The sequence below is a fragment of the Mesorhizobium sp. M7A.F.Ca.US.010.02.1.1 genome (assembly GCF_004023085.1).
Taxonomy (GTDB): Bacteria; Pseudomonadota; Alphaproteobacteria; order Rhizobiales; family Rhizobiaceae; genus Mesorhizobium.
In genome coordinates, this window is record NZ_RZRV01000004.1 from 210,345 (window position 1) to 223,446 (window position 13,102).

7 protein-coding genes are annotated in these 13,102 nt (G+C 63.3%); 4 read left to right on the forward strand and 3 right to left on the reverse strand.

What is annotated here, in order from left to right; all coding sequences use genetic code 11:
• The first annotated feature begins 7 nt into the window (after positions 1 to 7).
• The 4 genes from EOA19_RS05995 to EOA19_RS06010 all read left to right on the forward strand — a co-directional run bounded on the left by EOA19_RS05995 (position 8) and on the right by EOA19_RS06010 (position 7,032).
• Positions 8 to 1,561 (forward strand): Do family serine endopeptidase, encoded by a 1,554-nt coding sequence (locus EOA19_RS05995; protein ID WP_128303004.1) that lies wholly within the window; start codon positions 8 to 10, stop codon positions 1,559 to 1,561.
• A 350-nt stretch (positions 1,562 to 1,911) separates the two neighbouring features.
• A complete protein-coding gene (locus EOA19_RS06000) occupies positions 1,912 to 2,586 on the forward strand; it encodes a response regulator transcription factor (RefSeq protein ID WP_023812818.1) in 675 nt (224 codons plus the stop codon).
• Between the two features lie 7 nt (positions 2,587 to 2,593).
• Positions 2,594 to 4,072: a HAMP domain-containing sensor histidine kinase gene (locus tag EOA19_RS06005; RefSeq protein ID WP_023812819.1), complete on the forward strand. Its 1,479-nt coding sequence runs from the start codon at positions 2,594 to 2,596 to the stop codon at positions 4,070 to 4,072.
• A complete protein-coding gene (locus tag EOA19_RS06010; protein WP_128303005.1) occupies positions 4,072 to 7,032 on the forward strand; it encodes a bifunctional [glutamine synthetase] adenylyltransferase/[glutamine synthetase]-adenylyl-L-tyrosine phosphorylase in 2,961 nt (986 codons plus the stop codon). Before EOA19_RS06005 ends, EOA19_RS06010 begins: the two co-directional genes overlap by 1 nt.
• 485 nt (positions 7,033 to 7,517) lie before the next feature.
• Here the strand turns inward: EOA19_RS06010 and EOA19_RS06020 are convergent, their stop codons facing one another.
• The 3 genes from EOA19_RS06020 to pepN form a co-directional block, all read right to left on the reverse strand.
• On the reverse strand, positions 7,518 to 7,778 hold the full coding sequence (locus EOA19_RS06020) for a type II toxin-antitoxin system prevent-host-death family antitoxin (protein ID WP_023812822.1): 261 nt from the start codon (positions 7,776 to 7,778) through the stop codon (positions 7,518 to 7,520).
• A 108-nt stretch (positions 7,779 to 7,886) separates the two neighbouring features.
• Positions 7,887 to 10,208 (reverse strand): PAS domain-containing sensor histidine kinase, encoded by a 2,322-nt coding sequence (locus EOA19_RS06025; RefSeq protein WP_128303006.1) that lies wholly within the window; start codon positions 10,206 to 10,208, stop codon positions 7,887 to 7,889.
• A gap of 182 nt (positions 10,209 to 10,390) precedes the next feature.
• The gene (pepN, locus tag EOA19_RS06030; protein WP_128303007.1) at positions 10,391 to 13,036 is read right to left on the reverse strand and encodes an aminopeptidase N; all 2,646 of its coding nucleotides are present in this window, start codon (positions 13,034 to 13,036) and stop codon (positions 10,391 to 10,393) included.
• Positions 13,037 to 13,102: the final 66 nt, after the last annotated feature.

A 13,102-nucleotide genomic window follows, 5' to 3' on the forward strand; every position in this document is an offset into this window, starting at 1 on the left:
GTAATCCATGAATATTGCCCCCAATTCATATTCGGTCACCCGCAAGCGTCTCATGGCTGCCGTCGCATCTGTCGCGGTGGCCGGTGCGATCGGCGTCGGCGCGCTGACCAGCGGAACCAGCCCTGTTCTGGCCGATGCCGTGCGCGTCGAGGCGCCGCAGGTGCCGGGCTTCGCCGATGTCGTCGAGCGCGTTTCTCCCGCCGTTGTCAGCGTCAAGGTCAAGGCCAAGATCAGCCCGGCCGCCGATGATGGCTCCGACCCGTCCGACGACCAGGATGGCATGAACAACCTGCCCAACAATCCACAGCTGCGCCGCTTCTTCAAGGAATTCCGTGGCTTTGGTGACCAGGACGGCCAGGGTGGCGGCAACAGGCGCTTCAGCCACCGCGACCGCAACAACGACCAGCCGCGGCCGGTTGCCCAGGGATCGGGCTTCTTCATCTCGGATGACGGCTATCTCGTCACCAACAACCACGTCGTTTCGGAAGGCTCGGCCTTCACCGTGGTGATGCATGACGGCAAGGAGCTCGACGCCAAGCTGATCGGCACCGACCCGCGCACCGATCTCGCCGTGCTTAAGGTCGACGGCGTCGGCAAGTTTACCTATGTCGACTTCGCCGATGACTCCAAGGTTCGCGTCGGCGACTGGGTGGTGGCCGTCGGCAATCCGTTCGGCCTTGGTGGAACCGTCACCGCCGGCATCGTCTCCGCCCGCGGCCGTGACATCGGCGCTGGCCCTTATGACGACTTCATCCAGATCGACGCATCGGTCAACCGCGGCAATTCTGGCGGTCCGACCTTCAACCTCAACGGCCAGGTCGTCGGCATCAACACCGCGATCTTCTCGCCGTCAGGCGGCAGCGTCGGCATCGCCTTCGACATTCCCGCTTCGACCGCCAAGCAGGTCGTTCAGGACCTGATGAAGAGCGGTTCCGTGCAGCGCGGCTGGCTCGGTGTGGAAATCCAGCCGGTCACCTCCGACATCGCTGAGTCGCTTGGTCTGAAGTCCAACAACGGCGCACTGGTTTCCAGTGCCCAGGACGATGGTCCCGGCAAGAAGGCGGGCATCACGGCCGGTGACGTGATCACCCAGGTCGACGGCAAGGATGTCGCTTCGCCGAAGGAACTGGCCCGGCTGATCGGCGCCTATTCGCCCGGCAAGTCGGTCGACGTCACCGTGTGGCGCGACGGCAAGAGCCAGACGGTCAAGGTCGATCTCGGCAAACTGCCTTCGAGCGACAAGCAGGCCTCTGTCGATCAGCAGCAGCCCGCCGCCCCGGCCAAGCCCGACACGCTGGCCGATCTCGGCCTGACCGTTACCAAGTCTGAAAACGGCAAGGGGCTGGTGGTGACCGATGTCGATCCCGACAGCGACGCCGCCGATCGCGGCATCCAGCCGGGCGACGTCATCACGTCGGTCAATTCCAACGAAGTGAATGGCATCGAAGACGTCACCAAGGCGATGACCGAAGCAGTCAAATCCGGCCGCAAGGCAGTGCTGATGCAGATCACCCGCGACGACACCAATCGGTTCGTCGCGCTGCCCGTCGCCAAAGGCTGAGGTCGGTCCCGGAGCGTTCTCTCGGCCTTTCCAGGTGGGTGAGGGCGTTCCGGCGGCAGGTTGGACTTTTCCAGTGCGGCAGTTTCAATACCCCGAGCCGCCGTGCGGGAAAGCATGGAGGAGCGCGCGTTAGTCAGTCATCGCGCCTTCCCCCGGCGGCAGCGGGCTTCCCATCGTCCGCTGCCGCACACTTTCAAAAGCGCTTCCGCGATCCGATGCAAACGACATCGGCGGCGAGCAGCTTTATCGCGCACGGCTTCGGGCAATCTTGATCGCGGTGCGCTTTGGCAAAGGCCACAATGCAGATGTCTGCCACTCAACCTTCCGGCGAAATCGCGTATAACAGCCCTATGAAGATTCTCGTCATAGAAGACGATCGCGAGGCTGCGGATTACTTGCAGAAAGCCTTTGCCGAGGCCGGTCACACCGCTCATGTCGCCGGTGACGGCGAAACCGGCTTTGCGCTCGCCGACGCCGGCGACTACGACGTGATGGTGATCGACCGGATGATGCCGCGTCGCGACGGCCTGTCGGTCATTGCCGGTCTCCGGTCCAGGGGCAACACAACGCCAGTGCTGATCCTGTCGGCGCTCGGCGAGGTCGATGATAGGGTCACGGGGCTGCGCGCCGGCGGCGACGACTACCTGACGAAACCCTATGCCTTCTCCGAGCTTCTCGCCCGCGTTGAGGTTCTGAACCGTCGCGCCAGCGCCAAGGAAGCCGAAACCGTCTACCGCGTCGGCGATCTCGAACTCGACAGGCTGTCGCATTCGGTCCGCCGTGCGTCACGCGAGATCACATTGCAGCCGCGTGAATTCCGCTTGCTCGAATATCTGATGCGGCATGCCGGCCAGGTGGTGACACGCACCATGCTGCTGGAAAATGTCTGGGACTACCATTTCGATCCGCAGACCAATGTCATCGACGTCCATGTCTCGCGGCTGCGCGGCAAGATCGAGAAGGGCTTCGACAAGCCCATCCTGCATACGGTTCGCGGCGCCGGCTATATGCTGAAGAGCGGCTAGCTGCGGCATGGCTCTTTCCGTGCCAGCCATCATGAAGACGACGGCAGCGCGGCTTTCGGCGCTCTACTTCCTGCTCTTCGCGCTCTGCGCGGTGGCGCTCGTCTTCTACATGACGTCGCTGTCGGCGCGAATGCTGACCGCACAGACGCAGGAGACCATCAATGACGAAGTGCTCGGCCTTGCCCGCGCCTATCAGCGCGGTGGCCTGCCGATCCTGGTACGCGTGGTGGAACAGCGCTCGCGCCAGCCCGGCGCCAACCTTTACCTGATCGCCGACGCCAACGGCCAAATCCTGACCGGCAATGTGCAGAGCCTGGAGCCGGGCGTTCTCGAGAACGAAGGCTGGACCAGCAGTCCGTTCTCTTATCAGCGCTTTGGCGAGGGAGAGCTCGAGCGCCTGCGCAACCTTCCCGCCGAGCAGGGTACCACCACCCAATCCGAGCAGAACGATGCGCAGGCGCAGGGCGAAAAGGGCCACAACGCCATAGCGCTGGTGCTGCGGCTGCCGAACCAGATGATCATGCTGGTCGGCCGCGACCTTGGCGAGCCGGAGCGGTTTCGTGCGGTCATCCGCCGTGCGCTGATGCTGGCGCTCGGCATGATGGGGCTGGGCGGATTGCTGATCTGGTTTTTTGTCGGCCGCGCCGCGCTGAAGCGCATCGACAGCGTGTCGGAAGCCAGCCGCCGCATTATGGGCGGCGATCTGTCGGGCAGGCTGCCCGTGACGGGGGTTGGCGATGAGTTCGACCGGCTCTCCGAAAATCTCAATGCCATGCTGGCCAGGATCGCCGCGCTGAACGAAGGCCTGAAGCAGGTTTCCGACAACATCGCGCATGATCTGAAGACGCCGCTGACCCGGCTGCGCAATCGGGCCGAAGCGACGCTTTCGGGCAAGCAAAAGCCCACCGATTACCGGCAGGCGCTGGAAGGCACCATTGCCGAGTCAGACCAGTTGATAAAAACCTTCAACGCCATCCTGATGATTTCCCGGCTGGAGGCTGGCTACTCCTCGGAGAACACCAACCGCGTCGATCTGGCGGAGGCCGTGCGCGATGTCGTCGAACTCTACGAGCCGGTGGCGGAAGAGGCAGGCGTGTCACTGGAAGCAGACGCGCGCGAGGCGGTGTCCGTCAACGGCAACCGCGAACTGATCGGCCAGGCGCTGTCGAACATCGTCGACAACGCCATCAAATATTCCACCGGCGCCAATGCCCAGCCGGCGGTGCGCGTCACGCTCGAGCGAGCCGGTGCGGACGTTCGCCTGTCCGTTGCCGACAATGGACACGGCATTCCCGACGATGGCGACCGCGCCCGCGCCACGGAACGTTTCGTGCGGCTGGAGAAGAGCCGTTCGCAGCCGGGTTCCGGTCTTGGCCTCAGCCTCGCCAAGGCGGTCATGACGTTCCACAATGGCCGGCTTGAACTCTTGCCTGGCAATCCTGGACTATCCGTGGTCATGAGTTTCCCGGCTCGGGAGGATCACTGATGAGCACTGCAGCGAAGCGGGTGGAGACTGGATGGCTGCTGAAGCCGGCTGCCAAGCTTGCTCCGCTCGACAAGGACCGTGCGCGGTTGGAACTGGCCGAGATCGCTTCCGCCGCGCGCGAAGAAGGACTGACGCGGCTGGCCAAGTTCCTGGCAGGCAAAGGGGAGGGCCAGGATTTCCTTGCCGCCGTCTTCGATCTGTCGCCGTTCCTGCGTGATACCGCACGTCGCCGGCCGCAAATCCTGGACGGGCTGTTCGAGCAGACGATCGAGGCTCGGCTGAAGGCGATCGGCGCCGCCATCGACCAGGTGCATCTAACCGAAGCAGTCTCGGAATCCGGCCTGATGATGGAGCTGCGCCAGTGGAAGGCGGAGGCGCATTTCCTGATCGCGCTGGCCGATCTTGCCGGCGAGGCCGAAACGGCGCTGACGGTCCGGCGATTGAGCGATCTTGCAGACGCCTGCACCCGTGCGGCCGTCGACTTCCTGCTGCGTGACGCGCATGGCCAGGGCAAACTCAAACTGCCGGATGTCGGCAATCCTTCGAAACAGTCGGGCTGGATCCTGCTCGGCATGGGCAAGCTCGGCGCGCATGAGCTGAATTTTTCCTCCGACATCGATCTGGTGGTTTTCTTTGATCCGGAAGCGCCCGCCGTCGTCGATCCGCTCGACGCCACCGAGTTGTTTTCGAGGCTGACGCGCCGCCTGGTGCGCATCCTGCAGGACCGCACCGAACACGGTTATGTCTTCCGCACCGATCTGAGACTGCGCCCAGACCCCGGTTCGACACCGCTGGCGATCCCGGTCGAGGCGGCATTGCGCTACTATGAGGCACGCGGCCAGAACTGGGAGCGCGCCGCGATGATCAAGGCACGCCCGGTGGCAGGCGATCTGGCCGCGGGTGCGGCCTTCCTCAAGGAGTTGCAGCCCTATATCTGGCGCAAATACATGGACTACGCGGCGATTGCCGACGTCCATTCGATCAAGCGCCAGATCCACGCCCACAAGGGCCATGGCGAGATTGCGGTCAAAGGCCACAACGTCAAGCTTGGCCGCGGCGGCATTCGAGAGATCGAGTTCTTCGTCCAGACCCAGCAGCTCATCGCCGGCGGACGCTTCCCTGAACTGCGTGGCCGCGAGACCGTGCCGATGCTCGGCGAGCTTGCGACCCGCGGCTGGATCACCGCCGATGCGCGCGATGCGCTCGCCCGCCAGTACTGGTTCCTGCGCCGCGTCGAACACGCCGTGCAGATGGTTGCCGACGAGCAGACGCACACGCTGCCGGAAGATGATGAAGGCCTGGAGCGCATCGCCTACATGCTCGGCTTTGCCGATGCTTCTGCCTTTTCTCAAGCGTTCCGTGCCTCGCTGCAGCAGGTCGAACGTCACTACGCGGCACTGTTCGAAACAGCACCCGAACTGTCGACCGGCATCGGCAACCTGGTCTTCACCGGCGATGTCGACGATCCCGATACGCTGCAGACCTTGCACGGGCTCGGCTTTCAGCGGCCAAGCGACATCTGCCGCGTCATCCGTGGCTGGCATTTCGGCCGCTATCGCCTCACCCAGTCGGCGGAGGCACGCGAGCGGCTGACGGAACTGACGCCGGCGCTGCTGCGCGCCTTCGGCCAGACGCGCCGGGCCGACGAAGCTCTGATGCGCTTCGACGAGTTTCTCGCCGGCCTGCCGGCTGGCATCCAGCTGTTCTCCCTGCTGCAGTCCAATCCTGCCCTGCTGAAGCTTCTGGCGACGATCATGGGGGCCGCCCCCCGGCTGGCGGCGATCATCACCCGCAGGCCGCATGTCTTCGATGGTTTGCTCGACCCGGCCTTGCTCACCGAACTACCGGACCGCGCCTATCTGTCGGCGCGACTTTCCGCCTTCGTCGAGGGCGACCGACTTTACGAGGATGTGCTCGACCGGCTGCGCATTTTTGCCTCCGAGCAGAAATTCCTGATTGGTGTCCGGCTGCTCGCCGGCTCGATCGATCCGGCGCGGGCCGGCCGCGCCTTTTCCGATCTGGCGGATCTCACCATCGAGGCTGCGTTGAAGGCGGTGACGGCCGAATTCGCGGCACGCCACGGCACCATTGCCGGCGGCGTGGTTTCGCTGCTCGGCATGGGCAAGCTCGGCAGCCGCGAGTTGACTGCCGGATCGGATGTCGACCTGATCCTGCTCTACGACCACGCGCCGGATGCCGAAGAGTCCAACGGTGACAAGCCGCTGGCGCCTTCGCATTACTACACCCGCATGACGCAAAGGCTGATCGCGGCGGTGTCGGCGCCGACGGCGGAGGGCGTGCTCTACGAACTCGACCTGCGCCTGCGGCCGTCCGGCAACAAGGGGCCGGTGGCCACCCATATCGATGCCTTCAAGAAATACCAGCGCCAGGAGGCCTGGACCTGGGAGCACATGGCGCTGGCCCGCGCCCGCGCCATTGCCGGCGACGCCAGCCTGTGCGGCGAGGTTGAAGCGGAAGTGGCGACGGTGCTTGGACAGCCGCGCGACGCCGCCAAGGTGATGGCCGAGGCTGCGGACATGCGGGCCATGATCGAGAAGGAAAAGCCGCCGCGCGATCTCTGGGACATCAAGCTTATTCCCGGAGGATTGATCGATCTGGAATTCATCGCCCAGGTGGCCGTCATCACCGGGCAGGTCGAGACCGGGCGCCGCGCCACCGGCACCGCCGAGATCCTGTCGCGCCTTGCATCGGGCTTCGCCGATGCCGGGATAAGGCAGGAGCTTGGCGATGCCTACGCGCTCTATCTTGCACTGACCCAGATGACGCGGCTGTGCCTCACCGGAGCCTTCGAGCGCGACGACGTTCCGCCGGGGCTTTCGGATCTGCTTCTGGCGGTGACCGACTTGCCGGATTTCGGTGTGCTGGAAGCACACCTCAAGGAGACGTCGCAGAAGGTCAGGAAGGACTTTGATCTTTTGTTTCGTTCGGGATCACCGTGAAGCGATCGTCCCTTGGAATTGAAGACGTTTCGTGTTTTCCAGTCTCATGCAGCTACTCTGTTCGCCGAATCTGCCGGAGCGCGCGGCGTGCGTGAGCCTGCAAAATTCTCTCCCGCAGATAGGCGTAGAAGCGCGGCGGCAGCATACCATAGTCGAATCGGGACGGTTTGCTTCCCGCGATGGGCCTGAGATCGGGACCCGGCCAGAGGAAGTCATTGGTTTCGGTCACGACGATCCATGACGGCGTGTCATCGAGGCCGAGATGGGCTTTGAGTGGCGCAGGTATTTCTACTGCATCGGCAGGATCAGCCGGTGGCGAGTGTGTGACCGGAACGACCGTTATGACTTCACGGCCCTCCACGACCCGGCGCGCGGCGACAATGGCGCATGGTCGGTTTTTGCGACCTTCTTCGGCACCCTTTCGTGTTCTCTCACCCAGAGGTAAGAATAGGAAATCACCAGACCCGGGATAGGTTTGGGCAGGCTCACGGTGTCCAGTCTTTGAGCATCGCATCGAGCCCGGCATATTCGCTCGGTACGGCGCTTTCGGCGATGGCGTTCAGCGTCTCATCATCCAGTTCTTCCGCGTTACGGGCGACTCGTCCCTTGACCAACACCTCGAACATCGCCGCCGACAGGAGTACCGTGTGGGTCCGGCCATTCTTTGTGATTGCGACCGGCGCACGCTGGGCAGCGTCCTGAAAACGCCCGACATTCTGCTGGAATTCTGTTGAAGTCACTCGCATGACAAAGTCTACCTTTCTTATCTAAGGTGGATAAAATAGATAACTTTGTCAAAGCGTTTCACCTCGCGTCCATGAGGTGGGATCAGGCCTGGGATGGTGATAAAATATTCACGCTGCAACCTTGATCGCCGGCAGGGCCCTCTTCACCGGAATGCGCACCGACACGATCGTGCCGACACCTTCGCTCGACCGGATCTTCAGCGCGCCGCCCTGAAGCTCGGCCAGCGAACGTGAGATGGCAAGGCCAAGGCCAGACCCGGCATGGCTCTTGGAGAACTGGTTCTGCACCTGCTCGAAGGGCCGTCCTAGCTTGCCGAGCGCCTCCTTGGGAATGCCGCAGCCATTGTCCTCGATCGTCAGCACCAGCGCGCCGGATGTGTTGCGGGCCCTGACCGATATGTGGCCGCCCTGGCCGGTGAATTTCACCGCATTGGACAAAAGGTTGATGACGATCTGCTTGATCGCGCGGCGATCGGCGACCAGCGTCAGCGCATCGGCAATGCGCGTTTCCACGGTGATGGCCTTTTGCGCCGCCTGCAGCGAGACGACGCGAACCGTTTCGCTGATCAGCGGGCCAAGATCGATCTCTTCCCGGTCCAGCGAGAATTGGCCGGCCTCGATCTTGGACATGTCGAGAATGTCGTTGATGACGCCCAGCAGATATTTTCCGCTGCTGTTGATGTCGGTGGCATATTCCTCGTAGCGCTCCGATCCGAGCGGGCCGAACAGCCCTTGTTCCATCAGTTCGGAGAAGCCGATGATGGCGTTCAGCGGCGTGCGCAACTCATGCGACATGTTGGCCAGGAATTCGGATTTGGCCCGGTTCGCCGCTTCGGCGCGTTCGGTTTCCTTCATGTATTTGCGGTTGAGGTCGACCAGTTCGCGCGAACGCTCCTCTTCGGCCCGCCGCGCGAGGCTGAGATCATGGATCGTTGCCATCAGCCGTCGCTCGCTGTCGACCAGCTTCTCCTGGTGCAGCTTGATCTGGGTGATGTCGGAGCCGACCGAGACGATGCCGCCGTCCCGGGTCTTCAGTTCGTTGACCTGCAGCCAGCGGCCATCGGCCAGCTGCCGCTCGAAAGTGGCGCCGCCCTGCAGGCCGCTGGTGTGGGCAAGCCGCCGTTCGGAAGCAAAGGCCAGCATGCGTTCTTCCAGCGCCGCGCGCGCGGTGCCCGGCATCACGTCGCGGTCCGAAAGCCCGTTGTCCTGCTGGTATTTGGAATTGCACATGATCAGGCGCTGCGTCGAATCCCACAGCACGAAGGATTCGTTGATGTTCTCGATCGCCGTTCTGAGGCGAAGGTCGGCCGCCTCGGAACGCAGCGCCAGATGACGCTGTTCGGTGACGTCGACGGCGATGCCGATCAACTGGATCTCCGGGGCCTCCGGATCGATGACTTGTGCCCGCGCGCGCATCCAGACCCATTGGCCGTCGGAATGCCGCATCCGGAACACCTGGTCGATATGGTCGATCTCGCGTGCGACAATTCTGTTGGCGAGCTCGAACAGGTCGCCGTCTTCGGGATGGATGATCTGATCGACCTCGCCGAAGGACAGCATCGTTTCGCACGGCTTGTAGCCGAGCATGTCGTACATCGAGCGCGACCAGTACATCTTGCCGCGCACCATGTCCCAGTCCCACAGGCCGCAGCGGCCGCGAACCAGCGCCATGTCGATGCGCTGATGCGCTTCGAGGTAGATGCGGTCGGCCGCCTGCGCACGCGCGGCCTGGCCGAAATAGGCATAGAGGATGACGATCAGCACGCCGGCCGTCAGCACGAACAGGGTGACGTTCAGCGAAACGGTCTTGCGCCAGGCATCGAAAACCGCGTCCTGTGGCACCAGGGCCGCCGATGCGCCCTTTCCGCCATCCGCCAGGCTGACCGCCGCGTACCAGTCCCGTCCGTCGATGTTGACGTCCATGACGCCGGCACGATCGCCGAACATGAACAAGGGCTGGCCGCCCTCGACGAGGCCGTCCAGCGAATGGCCCTGCCATGGCATCGAGCGCGGCGTCACCGCGACGATCTTGAAAGCGCTGTCGGTGATGACAAGCACATGGCTGCGGCCCATCGCGCCCTGACGGCTGGTGGTCTCCAGCAGATCCTGTATGGCGCCGGGCACCGTTTCCGAGGTGGTGGCGAGCGAACTGGCCAGCTGGCCCGCCGCCAGCGTCAGGATCGCCTTGGCATTGCGCTCGACATCGTCGCGCTCGTTCATCAGTGACAGCACGCGCAGCGCCGCGATGACGATCAGGAATGTGATGATGAGGGCGGGTATTGATCGGCGCAGCAGCGGCTCGGCGGCCAGAAGCCGCCGGTAGGCCGGTTCGGCGATGAGCCGCGTATTCCCGGCAAGACCGTCGCCGCGCGTCTCGCGATGCGCAAAAACCGTCCCTCCGGGCGCGCCCCACGCGTCCGCCTTCGCCATAAATGGCACTCCCCGAATTGCCTATGCTGCTTGGTGATCCGGCAAACGCCGCACATCCGAATCGTCAGTAAAGAATCAAAGGTGATTCGCCTTGTCCAGTGGTCCGGCGAAAAAAGATTAAAAATCGACTAAAATAACGCCGAAATGGTCGATCTCCCCCACGAGGGGGGAGATCGCTCTCCCTAAGCCAGCGTGCGCTCGACGATATCGCGCAGATCCGCCGACAGGTTTTCGGCGCCGGCGATCGACAGCAGCGCTTCCCTGGCCTTGGCTTGCCGCAAAGGTTCGAGCGAACGCCACGATCTGAGCGCCGTCGCCAGCCTTGCCGCCACTTGCGGGTTGCGTTTTTCGACCTCGAGCACAGTCTGAGCAAAGAACCAGTAGCCTTCGCCGTCAGCACGATGGAAGCCGGTCTGGTTGGCGCTGGAGAAGGTGCCGATCAGCGAGCGAACTCGATTTGGATTGCCCATCGAGAAGGCCGGGTGGTTGGTCAGGGCCTTCACGGTGTCGACGGTTTGCGGCCCCGGAACGCTGGCCTGGATCTGGAACCATTTGTCCATGACCAGCGGGTCGGACCCATAGGTCGTCTCGAAAGCCGCCAGCGCCTCGACCGTCTCGGGCGAACCGTGGTGACGATGCGCGAGCACGGCAAGTGCTGCCGCGCGGTCGGTCATGTTGGTCGCCGACTGGAAATGCCCGGCGGCGAGTGCTGCTCCACCCGGCTGCAGCGACAGATAATCCAGCAAGGTGTTGCGCAAGGCGCGTCGTCCGGCGCTCGCCGCGTCGGGGCTGAACGCTTCTCTGTCGGCAAGGCTGCGGTAGAGGCCCGAAAAAACGTCCCGGTTCGCAGTGCCGATCGCCAACGCCAGTGCCTCGCGAGCGGCATAGATGGCATCGGGGTCGATGTTCCTGCCGATGTCGCGGGCGATGTCGGCTTCGCCGGGCAATGCCAGCGCCAGTGCTCGATAGGCCGGCTCCAGCGTCTCGTCACCGGCGATGCTGCCGGCGAGTTCGATCAGCCGCGGTGCAAAGGCCGGCTGCTTGCCGCCGAGGACCTCGCGGAAGGCTGATATCAGTGCATCAGTCAGCAATGTGTTGAAGGCCTGCCAGCGCGAGAAGGCGTCGCTGTCATGGCGGGCGAGAAAGAACTGGTCGTCGGCTTTCTGCTCGACGGACAATGTCACCGGCGCCGAAAAGCCGCGGTTGAGCGACACGGCCGGGCGCTCGGTGACGCCTGAGAACCGCACCATGTGGCGACGCTTGCGGATATGGATGACGCCGTCCTCGACGCTGGCGCCTTCGACGCCGCTATACGGCACAGGCTTGCCGCCGGCGCCGATCAGGCCGAAAGCCAGCGGGATGTGCATCAGCCGCTTGCGGCTTTCGGACGGTGTCGGCGGCACCGACTGCTCGATTTCGAGCGTGAATTCTTGCGCGGCCGGATTGTGCGTCGAACTGATCGTCAGGTTCGGCGTTCCCGCCTGATGATACCAGAGCGCGAACTGCGACAGGTCGCGGCCGGACGCATCCTCGAACACCTTGATGAAATCCTCGATCGTCGCCGCGTCACCGTCGTGCCGCTCGAAATAGAGGTCCATGCCGGCGCGAAAGACGTCGGCACCGAGAATTGTGCGGATCATGCGCACCACTTCGGAGCCCTTCTCGTAGACCGTCGCGGTGTAAAAATTGTTGATTTCGCGGTAGCGGCGCGGCCGCACCGGATGCGCCAGCGGACCTTGGTCCTCGGGAAACTGGTGGGCGCGCAAGGTGCGCACTTCGGCGATGCGCTTGACCGCGCGCGAACGCTGGTCGGCAGAGAATTCGTGATCGCGGAAAACCGTCAGGCCTTCCTTCAGGCAGAGCTGGAACCAGTCGCGGCAAGTGATTCTGTTGCCTGTCCAATTGTGGAAATACTCATGCGCGATGATCGCCTCGATATTGGCGAAATCGGCGTCCGTCGCGGTCTCCCGGTCGGCCAGCACATATTTGTCGTTGAAGATGTTGAGGCCCTTGTTCTCCATCGCGCCCATGTTGAAGTCGGACACGGCGACGATGTTGAAGACGTCGAGATCGTATTCGCGGCCGAACGCCTCCTCGTCCCATTTCATCGACCGCTTCAGGGCATCCATCGCGTAGCCGGCCAGCTTCTCCTTGCCGGGCTCGACATAGATGCCGAGTTCGATCGTGCGGCCCGATAGCGTGACGAAACTGTCCGCAACCTGGCCGAGATTGCCGGCCACCAATGCGAACAGATAGGACGGCTTGGGGAAAGGGTCGTGCCACACGGCATAGTGCCAGCCGTCGCCGAGGTCGCCCCTGTCGACCGGGTTGCCGTTGGACAGGAGCAGCGGCGCTTCGTCACGTATTGCCTCTATGCGCACCGTGTAGACGGACAGGATGTCGGGACGATCGAGAAAATAGGTGATGCGGCGAAAGCCCTCGGCTTCGCATTGCGTGCAGTAGACATGGCTCGAGCGGTAGAGGCCCATCAGGGCTTCATTGCCGGCCGGCGCCACCTCGGTCTCTATGAGCAACTGGAAGCGACGCGCCGCCGGCGGCTTGAAGATGGTCAGTTGATCGGGCGTCGCCAGCAGATCCGCCGGCTTTACCTTCTTGCCGTCGATCTCTATGCGCTTGAGGGTCAGCCCGTCGCCGTCGAGCACCAGCGGTGCCGACACGGAGACGTCGTCACGACGCTCTATCGTGAGCACGGCGGTGACACGCGTTGCGTCTGGCGAAAGGCGGAAGGTAAGGTCGGTTTTCGGAATGAGGTAGTCGTTGGGGCGATAGTCTTCGAGTTTGAAGACCTGGCCGGTGTCCGTGCGCATTCCGTGGGTTTTCCTGTCGATTGCGTTGGCGGCGGATTGTGTCCGCTGGTCCAAGAAATTTGAAGT